Consider the following 15794-nt stretch of genomic DNA (forward strand, 5'->3'; position numbering starts at 1 on the left):
ACACAAAAGGCCGACTGACTTTCGTCAATCGGCCTTTTCTATTTTGGTGCCCACGGAGGGACTCGAACCCCCACACCTCGCGGCACATGGACCTGAACCATGCGCGTCTACCAATTCCGCCACGTGGGCCTTCTGCAAATGCGTTCAAACTGCATTGCTTGAAAGAGGCTGCATTCTAAGCGACAACTTTTAAGTTGTCACCTATTTTTTAAAGTTTTTTATTCCAAAAAAACTAATAAAAAAATCGACGCTCAAGAGAGAAGAAGACCCCTGAATCCTAACAAATTGAAGAAGTGACTTTCGAAGAAAACCACCAAAAAATTAAACTATTTTCTGACCGAAGAAACGCAAAAGGCTGGTCGATTTTCATCGACCAGCCTTTTATGTCTGGTGCCCACGGAGGGACTCGAACCCCCACACCTCGCGGCACATGGACCTGAACCATGCGCGTCTACCAATTCCGCCACGTGGGCCTTCTGCAATCAGCGGTGACTTGCTGTGCTTGAAAGAGGCTGCATATTAAGGCCTATCAGGCTGATGGTCAACACCTAATTGAGAAATTTTTTATTATTTTTTCTCCAGCCCCGTCACATGCAACAGATCAAGCGCATCAGCCCCCCAGATAAGCCTCCACCACCTTCGGATTGCCCAGCAGATTCGCACCACTATCCTCCAGCACAATCTTGCCCGTCTCCAGCACATAGCCGCGTTGCGCAATGCGCAGCGCCTGGCGCACGTTCTGTTCCACCAGCAGCACCGTCATGCCGGTCTTGTTGATCTCCTGCACGATGCGGAAGATTTCCTGGATGATCAGCGGGGCCAGCCCCATCGACGGTTCATCCAGCAACAGAACCTTGGGCTTGGCCATCAGCGCACGGCCAATGGCCAGCATTTGCTGCTCACCACCCGAGAGATTGCCCGCCAGTCCGGCCGCACGGTTCTTCAAGACCGGAAAGAGGGAATACACCCACTCCAGGTCACGTGCCACGCCGTCCTTGTCCTTGCGCGTATAAGCGCCCAAGGCCAGGTTCTCTTCCACGGTCAGCGTGGTCAGCGTGGCGCGGCCTTCCGCCACCTGCACCACGCCGGATTCGACGATGCGGTGCGGCGACATCTGCAGCAGGTCCTGCCCGTTGAGCAGCACACGGCCGCGCTGCGCCTTCACCAGGCCGGAAATGGCCAGCAGCGACGTGCTCTTGCCGGCGCCATTGGCACCGACCAGGGCCGTGATCTCGCCTTCGTTCAGGGACAGGCTGATGCCCTTGACCGCTTCAATGTGGCCATAGGCCACCGCCAGGTCCTCGACCTGCAAAATGGGTTGCTTGTTGCCGCTGGCGCTCATGCTTCTTCCTTGCCGAGATAGGCCTCGATCACTTCCTGGTTGTTCTTGATCTGGTCCGGGGTACCCTCGGCGATGATCTTGCCGAAGTTCAGCACCGCAATGCGCTCGCACAGTCCCATGACGAAACGCATGTCATGCTCGATCATGAAGATGGTGAAACCGCGCGCCTTGATGTTGACGATCTCGCTCATCAGCTCGGTCTTCTCGGCCGGGTTCATGCCGGCCACCGGCTCGTCCAGCAACAGCAGCTTGGGCTTGGTCGCCAGCGCACGGGCGAACTCCAGCTTGCGCTGCTCGCCATAGGAGAGGCTGTCGGCCAGCATGTGCGCCTTGTGATCCAGGCGCACCCAGGACAGCAGTTCCAGTGCGCGTTCGCGCGCTTGCTTCTCGGCCTCGCGGAAGCCGCCGAGGTTGAAGAGCATGCTGGCCACGCCATAGTTCAGGTGCTCGTGCATGCCGACCACCACGTTCTCCAGCAGCGTCATTTCCTTGAACACGCGGATGTTCTGGAAGGTGCGGGCAATGCCGCGCTCGGTGATCTTGTGCGGGGCGACGGCGCCGATGTCGTCGTCATTGAAGCGGATGCTGCCGGAGGAGGCGCGCAGCAGGCCCGTGATGAGGTTGAAGACCGTGGTCTTGCCGGCACCGTTGGGGCCGATCAGGCCGAAGATCTCGCCTTCCTTGACGTTGAAGTTCACACCCTGCAGCACTTGCAGGCCGCCGAAGTTCTTGCTGATGTCGTTCAGTTGTAAAAGCATTACTTCACCTTCTTCTCAGCGTTGCGGCCCAGGAAGGCGCGGATGCGGCGCGGGTCCCAGATGCCCTTGGGCAGGTACAGCACCACCAGGATCAGGATCAGGCCATTGATGGCCAGGCGGAAGTCCTTGAAATGACGCAGCACTTCCGGCAGCAGCGAGAGAATGGTCGAGCCGATCATCGGTCCGATCAGGTTGCTGGTGCCACCGAAGACCGCCATGGTCAGGATGTCGACCGCGTTCTCGAAACCATAGTTGTTGGGGCCGATGGTGAAGGTGAAGTGCGCGTTGAGGCCACCAGCGACACCTGCAATGGCGGCACCGATGACGAAGGCCAGCAGCTTGTAGCCGGCCACGTTCACGCCCATCAGGCGCGCTGCGACTTCATCTTCCTTGATGGCCTCGAAGGCGCGGCCGGTCTTGGAGCGGCGCAGGCGGGCCAGCGCATAGATCGTCACGCCCAGGAGCAGCACGATGTGCCACCACTCGGTGATGGGCGGCACACCGTTCAGGCCCATCGGGCCACCGGTGATCTCCAGGTTGAGGACGATGACGCGGACCACTTCGCCAAAGCCCAATGTTGCCATGGCCAGGTAGACGCCGGAGAGACGCAGCGTCGGGATGCCGATCACCAGCGCCACCAGCGAGGGCAGCACGCCGCCCGCTGCCAGGGCGATAGGGAAGGGCATGTCGAACTGCATCGTCAACAGCGACGCGGTGTAAGCACCGATGCCCATGAAGGCCGCATTGGCCAGCGACAGCAGGCCGCAGGACAGCGTGACGTAGATCGAGAGTGCCAGCATGGCGTTGACGCCGATGCTGAAAATGACCGTGTTGTAGGTGGCCCAGAAGCCATCCCACCATTCCATGAAGCCCATCTTATGCCTTCCTTTCCAGCACTTTGCCGAACATGCCGGAGGGTTTTACCAGCAGGATCAGGAACAGGAGGCCAAACGCCACCGCATCGCGGAAGTCGCTGGAGATATAGGCCACCGTCAGCACCTCGGCAAAGCCGAGGAAGAGGCCACCGATCATGGCGCCACGGATATCGCCCATGCCGCCCAGGATGATGACGGCGATGCCCTTGTGCAGCATCGGCTGTCCCATGAAGGGCGAGATCGCATTGAAGGACACGCCCACCAGCACGCCGGCCGCGCCACCCAGGGCCGCAGCGGCAAAGGAGGTCAGCAGGAACAGGCCTTCGACGTTGATGCCCAGCAGGTAAGCCGCCTTGGGCGACTCGGCGATGGCGCGCAGCGCGCGGCCGAGCTGGGTCTTGCGCATCACGCCCAGCAGCACCACCATCAGCACGAAGGCGATCACGATAATCGCCACCTGCACGGCGGTGATGTGCAGGTTGCCCAGGCTCACGCTGTCTTCAGGGATGGTGCCCTGGGGGAAGCGCTTGTTCTCGGCACCGAAGATGCCCTGCGAGATGTTGGTGATCATGATGGCCACGCCAATGGTGGCGATCATCGGGATCAGGTGGGGTGCATTGCGGCGGCGCAGTGGTTTCAGGACCAGCACGTCGATGATGAGGCCGAGGGTACCGGTGGCCACCATGGCCAGCAGCAGGGCGACCCACAGGGGGAGGGCCATCTGCTCCACCAGCAGCAGGGCGGCATAGCTGCCCAGCATGAAGATGGCGCCGTGCGAAAGATTGATCACGCCCAGGACGCCAAAGACCAGCGTGAATCCGAGCGCGAAGAGCGCGTACACGCTGCCCAGCGAGAGGGCATTGATGAGCTGTTGTTCTAACATGGGAACCTGCAATAGGTGAGGGGACGCCGGGCGCCGCGTGGCGCCCGATGACTTGCGAACGGTCGCCGCCGGTGGACCGGCAGCGACCGTCTTTACAGCCTTGGGCTGCTTACTTCAGCAGGACGAACTTGCCGCCCTTGGCGATGTTGACGATGGCTTCCTGGTCCGCATCGAAGCCGACCTGCTTGCCTGCCACCGCCGGTGCTGCACGGAAGGCGAACTTGCCGGTGGCGCCGTCGATCTTGACTGCCGGCAGCGCGGCGCGCAGGGCGTCACGGTCCTTGGCCAGGTTGCCGGAGAGCTTCACGCTCTTGATCGCATCGGCCATGATGTACATGGCGTCATAGGCTTGCGCGGCGAACTGGTCAGGGTCGGAACCGAACTTGGCCTTGTAGGCGGCAATGAACGCCTTGTTGGCCGGGGTCTGGTTCTCGGCCGACCAGGGGCTGCCCATCAGGGTGTTGTCGCCGGCATCCTTGGCGATCTCGAACAGCTTGGGCGAGTTCAGGCCGTTGCCGCCGATGAAGGGCTGCTTCATGCCCAGCGCGCGGGTCTGCAGGATGATGTTGGCGGCTTCTTCAGCCAGGCAGGAGCAGACGATGGCGTCCGGGTTGCCGGCCTTGATCTTGGTCAGCTGGGCCTTGAAGTCGACGTCGCCCTTGGCATAGGCCTCGGTGGTGGTGACGGGGATCTTCTGCTGTTCCAGGGTGGCCTTGAAGACGTCATAGCCGGACTTGGTGAAGGCGTCGTCGTTACCGTAGATCACGGCAACCTTCTTGATGCCGAAGTGCTTCACGGCCGCCTTGACGGTGACGGGCAGCACGTCGGCTTCCATCACGGAATTGCGGAAGGTGAAGGGACCCATGGCAGTGATGCCGTCAGCGGTATTGCTGGTGCCGAACACCACCACCTTGGCGGCGTTGGCGATCGGGTCGGCAGCGAAGGCCGAATTCGACAGGGTGGGGCCGAAGACAGCCAGTACCTTGTCCTGGAAGATCAGCTTCTTGAAGACGTTGATGGCTTCTTCCTTCTTGCCTTGTTCGTCTTCGATCACCAGGGCCAGCTTGTCGCCGTTGACGCCGCCCTTGGCATTGATTTCTTCGGAAGCCAGCGTGAAGCCGTTCTTGATGGCCACGCCATATTTGGCGGCCGGGCCGGTCAGGGCTTCGGCCACGCCCAGCTTGATGTCGGCGGCCAGTGCGGCCGAGGACAGGGTGGCACCGATCAGCAGGGCCGGAATGGTCTTGAGCATGGTATTGAATTGCATCGAGTTCTCTCCTCAGTTAGATATTGTAGAAATCGTCCGCATCACGGAGCACCGTGCGCAACAGCGCGGCGCGACGTCATGTGGCGATTCCTTCATCGAGGATGATGCAAAAGACGCCCGGGATGGCCGGGACTTGTGCTCCATCCTCTGAAGACCGTTGTGTGGTCTCTTTCGATACAGCCGCCACAGCATACCCGAAAAGGCAGGCTGCGCCAGCAATTACAACCCGCTGCAACGCACCCGGGTAGGGCGCGCCACAGTGGCATGCGAAGTTCGTCCGGCCAGCGGACGAGGGTGGTGCGAGATAGTGCTTAGTTCAGTTCCTTGCGCAGTTGCGCAATGGCTGCACGTACCTGGTTGGGTGCGGTGCCGCCGATGTGGTCACGCGCGGCTACCGAGCCTTCCAGCGTCAGCACGGCAAACACGTCTTCCCCGATCAGCTCGGAGAAGGCGCGCAGGTCGGCCAGCGACAGGTCGGCCAGGTCGCAGCCCTTGTCCACGCAGGTACGCACGGCGTGCGCCACGGCTTCGTGGGCGTCGCGGAAGGGCAGGCCCTTCTTGACCAGGTAGTCGGCCAGGTCGGTCGCCGTGGCGTAGCCTTGCAGGGCGGCCGCGCGCATGGCTTCGGGCTTGACGCTGATGCCGCGCGCCATGTCGGCGAAGATGCGCAGGGTATCGGTGAGCGTGTCGACGGTGTCGAACAGCGGTTCCTTGTCTTCCTGGTTGTCCTTGTTGTAGGCCAGGGGCTGGCCCTTCATCAGGGTCAGCAGGGCGATCAGGTGGCCGTTGACGCGGCCGGTCTTGCCGCGCGCCAGTTCGGGTACGTCCGGGTTCTTCTTTTGCGGCATGATGGACGAGCCGGTGCAGAAGCGATCGGCGATGTCGATGAAGCCCACGCGCGGGCTCATCCAGATCACCAGCTCTTCGGACATGCGCGAGATGTGCGTCATCACCAATGCAGCGGCGGCGCAGAATTCGATGGCGAAGTCACGGTCCGAGACGGCGTCCAGCGAGTTGCGGCAGACGTCGTCGAAGCCCAGGGTCTTGGCCACGCGCAGGCGGTCGATCGGGAAGGTGGTGCCGGCCAGGGCGGCTGCGCCCAGCGGCAGGCGGTTGATGCGTTTGCGGGCGTCGATCATGCGTTCGGCATCGCGGCCGAACATCTCGACATAGGCCAGCACGTGGTGGCCGAAGGTGATCGGCTGCGCCACCTGCATGTGGGTGAAGCCCGGCAGGATGGTGTCGGCGTGCTGCTCGGCCAGGTCCAGCAGGGCCAGGCGCAACTCGCGCAGCAGGCCGATGATGTCGTCCACCGCGCCGCGCATGTAGAGGCGGATGTCGGTGGCCACCTGGTCGTTGCGCGAACGGCCGGTATGCAGGCGCTTGCCGGCGTCGCCGACCAGTTCGGTCAGGCGCTTTTCGATGTTCAGGTGGACGTCTTCCAGGTCCAGCAGCCATTCGAACTGGCCGGACTCGATTTCACCCTTGATCTGGGCCATGCCACGCTGGATCTCGGCGTAATCGGCCGCGCTGATGATGCCCTGGTGGGCCAGCATCTCGGCATGCGCCAGCGAGCCCTGGATGTCGACCTGGGCCATGCGGTTGTCGAAGAACACCGATGCGGTATAGCGCTTGACGAGATCGGAGACGGGTTCAGAAAAGCGAGCCGACCAGGCTTCGCCCTTTTTAGCAAATTGGTCTGTCATATTGGGAATTCCGGAGAATGGGCGATTATAGCAAGCACAACTGCGCCAAGCCACGGCCATGCAGCCGGAAATGCTGCGGCACGCGGATTTTTCGCATTTCATCACCGGCCAGTCGCACGCTTTTTTCATCCGTTCCCAGCGGGTGGTGATGGAAAGCTTTTTACGCCGTCAAACCAGCCAAAGTTTCCATGTGGCATCATTTTTGCTTGTTGTTTTTGCGCAAGCTCTCCTGCGGCGGCAAAAAGCCATGGGCTCCTGACATTTGCTGACGCTATACTCAAGGTGCGATGACTGATCCGGGTGAAGTTCTGCAGGTTTCCGGAGAAGAACAGGGCTGCCAGCCACGGCGCAGCCAGGATGATGCCGGCACCCGTCGGTGTCGTGGGGGTATCGTCCGGCTGCACATGCCACGGGGGTGGTCCTGTCAAGCGCTCAAGAGAGATGGTTGGGGGTCGTCTTACAGGAGAGAAGCATGAATTTGGAAGCACTGTTTCAGCAGCAAACTGCCTTGCCGAGCATTCCCAAGGTGGTGCAGGAAGTCATCGAAAGTTTCAACAATGATTCGGTCTCGATTGAAGAGATCGCCAAGAAGCTGGCCGCCGACCAGGTCTTGAGTGCCAAGATCCTGCGCCTGGCCAATTCATCCTATTACCACGTCTCGCGCACCATCGGCACCGTCGATGATGCGGTGCTGATGCTGGGTTTCATGACAGTGCGCACGCTGGTGGTGAGCACCGGCATGGCCGGCAGTTTCAAGAAGTTGCCCGGCGTGGACCTGAAGCTGTTCTGGCGTTACAGCCTCGATACGGCCATCGTCGCCAAGTGGCTGGCCAAGCAGAAGCAGGTCAAGCTCAATTCCGATTTCGCCTTCACGGTGGGCCTGATGCACGCCATCGGCCAGCTGGTGATGCATGCCGGCATGCCCGAGCAGGCGCTGGAGGTGGACAAGGTCGCCGGTCCCCTGGATGCGCGCCGCCTGGATGTGGAGCGCCAGTCCTTCGGCTACGACTTTGCCGATGTCGGTGCCGAGCTGGCACGCCGCTGGCGCTTCCCGGATGAGTTCGCCAAGGTCATCAAGGCTTTCCCGCAGCCGCTCAAGGGCGAGTTCGATCCCTTCGCCGCCGTTGTCCACCTGGCCGCCTGGCGTGCCCGCGCGGAGGAAAACAAGTATTCGGCCGACGAACTGGAATCGACCTTCCCGACTGAAGTGGCCGCCAAGCTGGGATTGAGCCTGGCCACCTTCACCGAGGACATGCCACCACTGGCGGAACTGGGTGAGGGCATGCAGGAGCTGATCTCCTGATCGGCCAGATCATCCATGGAAGGGCAGGCCGGAGAGCGCCGAAGTAGGGCGGCTCCGGCCGGTGTGAAGGAAAAGGACGCAAAAAACGACAATGCCGGCTCCCGCAAGGGGCCGGCATTGTCGTTTGGTGAAGCGGCTTGCAAAATCCGGGAGGCACCTGCGCCACCCGGATCTCCCGTGCCCGCTCAGTAATTGAGTTTGGCGTCCAGGAAATTGAGCATGGACCGATACGCCTGGCTGCGCGCATCCGGGTTGCCGCCGCTGGTGACGCCTTCGCCGCGCTTGCCTACACCGGCCACATCCATGCGCACGTGCACCGGCAGGCCGGGCGCGTCGAAGTCGTGATAGGTATCGGGATAGAGGCGCAGGGCGATCTCGGTGTCGCTGCCCTTCATCTTCTGCTCGATGGCTTCGCAGGCCTGGGGCGGGGTCCAGTCATCGTTCTCGCCCATCAGGATCAAGAGCGGTGCGGCCGGTTTGAAGGGCTCGGTGGTCTTGGCATAGGGACGGCAATCCGGATAGAAGGCCACGGCAGCACGCGGCTGGATCTTGCGCACGGCCACATCGGTCTCGGCCAGGTTCATCGCGGCCAGCAGGGTGGAGGCGCCATGCGACCAGCCCAGCAGGGCGATGCGCTTCACATCCACGTCCGGCTGCGAGGTCACCCAGTGCAGGGCAGCCTGCACGTCGAAGCGGCGGTTCATGGCGCTGATTTCGCGCTGGGCCACGGTGTCCTGGCAGGTGGAGCGGCGGCCACGCGGGGTGAAGCTGTCCGGGAACAGCACGTTGTAGCCGGCGTCACTGAGTACGCGCGCCATCGCCAGGTGGCGCGGCGTGAATTCACCCTTGCCATCCTTGACCATGCTGTACAAGCCGCCGCAGCCATGCAGGGCGATCACGGTCGGTGCCGGTCCCTTGGTGGTGAGCGACTTGCGCGCCTTGATCCACACGCCATAGAGCGCGGTGGCCTTGCCACCCTTGCTGTCGACGCTGGTGAGCGACACGCGGCGTGCTTCCAGCGGTGCCGACGATGCCGGAGCCGGCGCGGCCTGCGCCCAGGAATGGATCACGGCGAGCGATGCTGCAATGCAGAACGCTGCCAGCGGTTTTCCCCAATGTCGCATGATGTTCGTTTCCCCGTTTCGATGCCTGGCCGCTGCGTCCTGACCATTCCCGCCTATGGGGAAAATGGTCGCTGAAGCAATAAGCTTCAAGGATTGCAACGGCACTGTGTATTTGAATTCTTCAGCTTGTATTTTACAAAAGCGAAGCGTCTGGCGGCAGGGAAGATTCGTTTTTGCGGTGCAAAAACCTGATTCATCACAAGAGCGCGCCTGCACCTGTGCGCCGCCCGCAACAGCTTGTCGCTTCGTCAAATGTCAGATGAGCCATCTGTTATCGGCATGCAAACGCTGAACTTGAGACGGGGCGTCTCCTGGTTCCAATCCAAACAAAAAAAGGGCCGCCCGCATCGGCGGGCAGCCCTCTTGCTGGCAGGGCAACAGCCTCGCTCAGCCGGTATTGCGCAAGCCGGCGGCCACCCCATTGATGGTGAGGTGGATGCCGCGCTGCACGCGTTCTTCCGGCGTGCGCTTGGCGGCGGCCGTGGCGCGGTGGCGCTTGATCAGTTCGACCTGCAGGTGGTTCAACGGATCGAGATAGGCGAAGCGGTTCTTGATCGAGCGCGCCAGCAGCGGATTGCCCGACAGTCGCTCCTTGGTGCCGGTAATGGCCGAGAGCATGGCGCTGGTACGTTCATGCTCGCCGGTGATGCGGCCGAAGATCGTGGTGCGCAGCTTGCGGTCGGCCACCAACCCGGCGTAGCGCGAGGCCACGGCCAGGTCGGTCTTGGAGAGCACCATGTCCATGTTCGACAGCAGGGCCGCGAAGAACGGCCATTCCTTGCACATGGCGCGCAGGGTGGCCAGGCGCTTTGCGCTCTCCTTGGCGTTGCCGGCTTCTTCCAGCCAGCCCGAGACCGCGCTGCCGAAGCCATACCAGCCCGGGAAGAGCAGGCGGCACTGGCCCCACGAGAAGCCCCAGGGAATTGCGCGCAGATCCTCGATGCGCTGGGTCGCCTTGCGCGAGGCCGGGCGCGAACCGATGTTCAGTTGCGCGATCTCGGCAATGGGCGTGGCGGCGAAGAAGTAATCGGTGAAGCCCGGGGTCTCGTAGACCAGGTTGCGGTAGGCGCGATAGGCGCGCTCCGACAGTTCTTCCATGACGCGCTCGAACTCGGCCAGCTTCTTGGCTTCCTTGCCATCGGTGGCGGCAGGCATCAGGCTCGCCTCCAAGGTGGCGGCGACCAGCAGCTCCAGGTTGCGGCGGCCGATTTCCGGATTGGAGAACTTGGAGGCGATGATTTCACCCTGCTCGGTCAGGCGGATCTGGCCGTTGACCGTACCGGGCGGCTGCGCCAGGATGGCCTGGTAGCTGGGGCCGCCGCCACGGCCGACGGTGCCGCCACGGCCATGGAAGAGGCGCAGCTTCACGCCGGCTTCATTGAACAGTTCCACCAGCTGGTTCTCGGCCTTGTAGAGCTCCCAGTTGGAGGTCAGGAAGCCGCCATCCTTGTTGGAATCCGAATAGCCCAGCATCACTTCCTGCAGCTTGCCGTGCTTGGCGATCAAGCCCTTGACCTGCGGCAGGGTCAGCCAGCCGCGCATGATCTCGGCCGCACAGCGCAAGTCGGGGATGGTCTCGAAGAGCGGGATGACCATCAGTTCCAGCTCGTGCAGCTGGTTGCCTTCGATGTGCAGCAGGCCCGTTTCCTTCTGCAGCAGCAAGACTTCCAGCAGGTCGGAGAGGGTTTCGGTGTGCGAGATGATGTAGTTGCGGATGGCGCGTTCGCCGTAGCGGCGGCGGATTTCACGCGCTGCACGCAGGATGGTCAGCTCGGAATTGGTCTCATCGGCGTACTGCAGGTAGGGCGAATACAGCAGGCGCGGCCTGGACAGTTCGCCCAGCAGCAGGGCGATCTTGCGCTCTTCAGTCAGGCCCGCGTAGTCGGCCTCGACCTGGGCCTTGGCAAAGAGCTCGGCCAGCACACGCTCGTGGACGTCGGAGCTTTGGCGCATGTCCAGCGTGGCCAGGTGGAAGCCGAAGATTTCCACGGCACGCTTCAATCCGGCCAGGCGCGGCTTGACCAGCGCGGCACCGTGGTTGGCCTGCAGCGAGGCTACCAGCACCTCCAGTTCAGCCACGCATTCGGCCGGGCTGGCGTAGGGCGCGGCAGCACCGATTTCCTGGCGCAGGATGTTGACCACGCCCAGCGAACGGGCGGTGGCGGCCAGGCGCGCGTAGATGCCGATGAGGGCGCGGCGGTAGGGTTCGTCGGCGCGGTGCTCGGAGTGGTCCGGCGAGGCATCGGCCAGAGCCAGCAGTTCCGGGCTGGCCGCGACCATCAGGGTGGAGATGGACATCTCGGCGCCCAGCGTGTGCACTTCGTCGAGGTAGTAATCGAAGATGGTGGTGGACTGGCGCTTCAACGCATGCTGCATGGTGGCGGCATTGACGTTGGGATTGCCGTCGCGGTCGCCGCCGATCCAGCTGCCCATCTGCAGGTAGGGCGGCAGCTCCACGGCGCGGGTCTTGGCGCGCGAGGGGAACTGGCTGTCGATCTCGGCCTCGATGTCGTCATACAGGGCCGGCAGTTCGCGCAGGAAGGTGATGCGGTAGTAGGAGAGGGCGTTCTCGATCTCGTCGGCCACCGTCAGCTTGGTATAGCGCAGCATGCGCGTCTGCCACAGCGTGGCGATGCGCGCGCGCAGCAGTTCGGTGTTGTGGCGCAGTTCGCGCGGGGTCAGCGGCAGGTCGCGTTCGGCCACCAGGCGTGCAATCTCGCGCTCGGCGTCCAGGATGGACTTGCGCTGCACTTCGGTCGGGTGGGCGGTCAGCACCGGCGAGACCAGCGCTTCCTTCAGGAAGCTGCGCACTTGCGCGCCCGAGACCCCGGCATCGTCCAGGCGCGAGAGCGCATAGGCCACGCTGCCCGGCTTGGCCTCTGAGCCCGCCAGCAGGTGCGCGCGGCGGCGGCGGTTGTGGTGCTGGTCTTCGGCGATGTTGGCCAGGTGCGAGAAATAGGAAAACGCGCGCACCACCGAATTGGTCTGGTCGCGGGTCAGTTTCTTCAACAGCTTGTCCAGCTCGGCGCCGGCCTTGGCATCGGATTCGCGGCGAAAACGCACGGCGGTCTGGCGAATGGTTTCCACCACCTCGAAGACTTCATCGCCTTCCTGTTCCCGCACGACTTCGCCCAGGAGACGTCCGAGCAGGCGGATGTGTTCCTTCAGGGGCGCATCCTTGTCGGTGCTGCGGGCGGGTTTGGTGACGGTCTTGCTGGCCGGGCTGCGCTTGGCGGCAGTGGTGGCGCGTGGCGTGGAGGGAGTGGAACGGGCACTGCGTGGTGTTGGATTTTTAGTCGCCATGATCAACGGTTGCTGCGGTTTTCGGAGGAGAAAGTCGTGCTTGTGGATCGGATTGCCGTAGGTGTGCGTGCTAGAATTTGCCTCGTTTTTGGTGTGCGTCTCGCTTCTGGTCGCTGTGATCGATGTGCGTTGCTGCTTGCCCCCGATCGCTTTTTTTAATCGTATTGTTCAGTCTGGATGCGCCGGTCTCCTGCTTTCCCTGTCTCCTCGGCCGCGGGTGCCACGACTGAATCGGAAAGCCCGTCTTGAAAGAATTTCCTCCTTCCAACATCGTCATCGTCTCGCGTGAAAGCCGCCTCGCCATGTGGCAGGCCGAGTACGTGCGGGACCGTCTGGCGGCATTATATCCGCAGTGCAGCATCAATATCCTCGGAACCACTACCCGTGGCGACCAGATTCTTGATCGCGCGCTTTCCAAGGTGGGTGGCAAGGGCCTGTTCGTCAAGGAACTGGAAGTGGCCATGGCCGAAGGCCGCGCCGACCTCGCCGTGCACTGCTTGAAGGACATGCCGATGGACCTGCCCGAAGGCTTCGAGCTGGCCGCCATCCTGGAACGCGAAGACCCGCGCGACGCCTTCGTCTCCAACGACTACGACTCGCTTGATGCGCTGCCCGACGGCGCCATCGTCGGCACCAGCAGCCTGCGCCGCCAGGCCATGATCGCCGCGCGTTATCCGCAACTGGTGGTCAAGCCGCTGCGCGGCAATCTCGATACCCGCCTGGCCAAGCTGGATCGCGGCGATTATGCCGCCATCATCCTGGCCGTGGCCGGCCTGAACCGCCTGGGCCTGAAGGCGCGCATCCGCTCCTTCCTCGATCCCGAACAGAGCCTGCCCTCGCCCGGCCAGGGCACGCTGGCCATCGAGATCCCCGAAGGCCGTGACGACATCAAGCGCCTGCTGGCGCCCCTGCATGATGTGCCGGCGGCCGTCGTGTCGGCGGCCGAGCGTTCGGTCTCGCGCATCTTCGGTGCCAGCTGCCAGATCCCGCTGGCGGCCTACGCCACGCTGGAGGGCGAACGCCTGCACCTGCGCGCCATGATCGCCACCCCCGACGGCGCGCAAGCCGCTGCCGCTGAGGCCGAAGGCTCGCCGGATGCGCCCGAGGCGCTCGGTGCGCAAGTGGCCGAGCTGCTCAAGTCGCGCGGCGCCGATGCCATTCTGGCGGCCTGCAAGGCCCAGGCTGATGCCGCTTCGGCCTGAGCCCGTTTCATCCTTGCCGGTGGTCGTGACCCGGCCACTGCAGCAGGCCGGCGCCTTTGCCGGGCGCGTGCAGCAACTGGGACGGCGTGCCGTGGTGTTCCCGCTGCTGGCCATCGGACCGGTGGACGATGACAGCGAACTCAAGGCCACGCTGGCGCGCCTGCACGACTTTGCGCTGGTGGTCTTCGTCAGCCCCAATGCCATCGATGCCGCCTTTGCCCACCTGCAGCAATGGCCGCGCGATGTGCCCATCGGCATCGTGGGGGAGGGCAGCAGGGTGGCCTTGCGCGGCCATGGCGTCGATACGGGCAACGCCACCATCTACGGCCCCCAACGCGCCGACAAGATGGATTCCGAGGAATTGTTCAAATCCCTCCCGCTGGAACAATTGCGCGGCAGGCGCGCTCTGATCGTGCGCGGCCAGGCCGGCCGCGAATTCCTGAGTGAAGCTTTGCAACAACAGGGCGTGGAGGTCGAATTGCTCACTGCCTATCGCCGCCTGGCCCCCGAACTGGACGCGCAAAACCGCCTGCAACTGCTGGATTTGCTCGACGGTGGCGCCGACTGGGTCATCACCAGTTCCGAGGCCTTGCGCAATTTGCTTCACTTGGCAAGACTAGCCGGGGGCGAGGAACGTGTGGTAAAACTGCAACGACAACGCATCGTCGTCTCTCACCACAGGATCGCCGAGACCGCGCGGGAGCAGGGTTTCGTGCAGGTGGTCCTGACCGGCTCGGGAGATGAACGCCTGCTTGCCGCCCTTGTTCCATCCGCTCCCTGAGTGGCCGCGTAATTTGCCGCGTTACAATCCAGCCCATGAACGAACAGCAACCCACTCCCCAATTGCCGGAGCCTCAACCGCAAGCCAGCCACGGCGCTGGTGCTGCGGCCCCGCAGGCTTCCTATACCTTCACCCCGCCGGATGGCACGGCCGTGCTGCGCCGCCGCCAGCGTGCGCAGACCATCGTGCTGCTGCTGGTCATCGCCGGCCTGGGCGCGCAGTGGTGGGTCTCGCATACCGAACTGCGCGACCTGCGCAGCGAAGTCGCGCAGCGCCTGCAGAATGGCGACAACAGCAGCAATGAACTGAAGGGCGTGCTCAAGGCCGTGCAGGAGAGCACCAAGGAACTGCAATCCAAGGTCAGCGTGCTCGACAGCAAGCAGGCCGAGTCCCAGAGCCAGCAACTGGCGCTGGAACAGATGTACCAGGACCTGAACAAGAACCGCGACGACTGGGCCCTCTCCGAAATCGAGGAAGTCCTTTCCACCGCTGACCAGCAGCTGGAGCTGGCCGGCAACGTGCAAGGCGCGCTGATCGCGCTGCAGAATGCCGACAAGAGCCTGTCGCGCTCGGACAAGGCGCAGTTCATCGCCATTCGCCGCGCCATCGCGCGTGACATCGAACGCCTGAAGGCCCTGCCCACGGTGGACATCGCCGGCATCGCCGTGCGCCTGGACAGCGCCATCGGCCAGGTCGACAACCTGCCGCTGCTGGTCGATGAGCGTCCGGTGGAGTCCGCCAGCGAACCCAAGCAACAGCAGGTGAAGACCGCTGCCGCCGAGAAGCCCGCCGCCAAGGGCGAGGCTGGCCGTGCCAAGACCAAGGCCGAAGCCGCACCTGCCGAAGCGTCGGCCTGGTCGCAATGGCTGGCCGGTGCCCGCGAAACCTGGCAGAGCATGAGCACCGAGATGTGGTCCGAGCTGCGCCAGCTGGTGCGCATCCGCGAAGTGCAGACCCCCGAAGCGATCCTGCTCTCGCCGGGCCAGGCGTATTTCGTGCGTGAGAACCTCAAGCTGCGCCTCTTGAATGCACGCCTGGCGCTGCTCTCGCGCAACGAGTTCGCCTTCCGCAATGACCTGTCCTCGGCGCAGGACACCATCGCCAAGTATTTCGATACCCGCGCCAAGCAGGTCCAGACCACACAGGCGCTGTTGAAGCAGGTGCAGGGCAGCAATGTCTCCATCCAGTTGCCCACGCTGGCTGAAAGCCTGAACGCGGTGCGCAACTACAAGGCCCGTCCGTGAGCCGCT

General features: G+C 63.1%; 13 protein-coding genes and 2 tRNA genes. 5 read left to right on the forward strand and 10 right to left on the reverse strand.

The features are described from left to right. Positions 1–44 precede the first annotated feature (44 nt). The 8 genes from CEJ45_RS00995 to argH form a co-directional block, all read right to left on the reverse strand. Positions 45–129: transfer RNA gene (locus tag CEJ45_RS00995), tRNA-Leu, on the reverse strand. A gap of 259 nt (positions 130–388) precedes the next feature. Next, positions 389–473 (reverse strand) — tRNA-Leu (locus CEJ45_RS01000). Between the two features lie 137 nt (positions 474–610). Continuing rightward, positions 611–1342, reverse strand: a complete 732-nt coding sequence (locus tag CEJ45_RS01005) for an ABC transporter ATP-binding protein (RefSeq protein ID WP_088753394.1) — start codon at positions 1340–1342, stop codon at positions 611–613. Beyond that, positions 1339–2100: an ABC transporter ATP-binding protein gene (locus CEJ45_RS01010; protein ID WP_088753395.1), complete on the reverse strand. Its 762-nt coding sequence runs from the start codon at positions 2098–2100 to the stop codon at positions 1339–1341. The genes CEJ45_RS01005 and CEJ45_RS01010 overlap by 4 nt, the downstream gene beginning before the upstream one ends. Further along, positions 2100–2975 (reverse strand): branched-chain amino acid ABC transporter permease, encoded by an 876-nt coding sequence (locus CEJ45_RS01015; RefSeq protein ID WP_034335500.1) that lies wholly within the window; start codon positions 2973–2975, stop codon positions 2100–2102. The genes CEJ45_RS01010 and CEJ45_RS01015 overlap by 1 nt, the downstream gene beginning before the upstream one ends. A gap of 1 nt (position 2976) precedes the next feature. Then, the gene (locus tag CEJ45_RS01020) at positions 2977–3858 is read right to left on the reverse strand and encodes a branched-chain amino acid ABC transporter permease (protein WP_088753396.1); all 882 of its coding nucleotides are present in this window, start codon (positions 3856–3858) and stop codon (positions 2977–2979) included. A 109-nt stretch (positions 3859–3967) separates the two neighbouring features. Beyond that, positions 3968–5125 carry an ABC transporter substrate-binding protein gene (locus tag CEJ45_RS01025; protein ID WP_088753397.1) on the reverse strand — a complete coding sequence of 386 codons (1158 nt, stop codon included), beginning with the start codon at positions 5123–5125 and terminating at the stop codon, positions 3968–3970. 311 nt (positions 5126–5436) lie between these two features. Next, positions 5437–6831, reverse strand: coding sequence for an argininosuccinate lyase (gene argH, locus CEJ45_RS01030; protein WP_088753398.1), 1395 nt, complete (start codon positions 6829–6831; stop codon positions 5437–5439). 58 nt (positions 6832–6889) lie between these two features. Between argH and CEJ45_RS01035 the strand changes: the two genes are divergently transcribed. Next, entirely contained in the window at positions 6890–7090 is a 201-nt protein-coding gene (locus CEJ45_RS01035; RefSeq protein ID WP_088753399.1) for a hypothetical protein, read from the forward strand. 213 nt (positions 7091–7303) lie between these two features. Beyond that, positions 7304–8134 (forward strand): HDOD domain-containing protein, encoded by an 831-nt coding sequence (locus CEJ45_RS01040; RefSeq protein ID WP_088753400.1) that lies wholly within the window; start codon positions 7304–7306, stop codon positions 8132–8134. A 185-nt stretch (positions 8135–8319) separates the two neighbouring features. Here the strand turns inward: CEJ45_RS01040 and CEJ45_RS01045 are convergent, their stop codons facing one another. Together CEJ45_RS01045 and ppc are read right to left on the reverse strand one after the other, a co-directional pair. Continuing rightward, positions 8320–9258: a dienelactone hydrolase family protein gene (locus tag CEJ45_RS01045; protein WP_088753401.1), complete on the reverse strand. Its 939-nt coding sequence runs from the start codon at positions 9256–9258 to the stop codon at positions 8320–8322. A gap of 387 nt (positions 9259–9645) precedes the next feature. After that, positions 9646–12561: a phosphoenolpyruvate carboxylase gene (gene ppc / locus CEJ45_RS01050; RefSeq protein ID WP_088753402.1), complete on the reverse strand. Its 2916-nt coding sequence runs from the start codon at positions 12559–12561 to the stop codon at positions 9646–9648. Between the two features lie 245 nt (positions 12562–12806). Here ppc and hemC point away from each other — a divergent pair, with 245 nt between their 5' ends. From hemC to CEJ45_RS01065, 3 genes are read left to right on the forward strand one after another with little or no spacing between them, the layout of a single operon-like run. After that, on the forward strand, positions 12807–13763 hold the full coding sequence (gene hemC, locus CEJ45_RS01055; protein ID WP_088753403.1) for a hydroxymethylbilane synthase: 957 nt from the start codon (positions 12807–12809) through the stop codon (positions 13761–13763). Next, entirely contained in the window at positions 13747–14544 is a 798-nt protein-coding gene (locus tag CEJ45_RS01060; protein ID WP_088753404.1) for a uroporphyrinogen-III synthase, read from the forward strand. Before hemC ends, CEJ45_RS01060 begins: the two co-directional genes overlap by 17 nt. 35 nt (positions 14545–14579) lie before the next feature. Then, entirely contained in the window at positions 14580–15788 is a 1209-nt protein-coding gene (locus CEJ45_RS01065; RefSeq protein WP_088753405.1) for a uroporphyrinogen-III C-methyltransferase, read from the forward strand. Positions 15789–15794: the final 6 nt, after the last annotated feature.

The organism is Herbaspirillum aquaticum, assembly GCF_002213425.1.
Taxonomy (GTDB): Bacteria; Pseudomonadota; Gammaproteobacteria; order Burkholderiales; family Burkholderiaceae_D; genus Herbaspirillum; species Herbaspirillum aquaticum.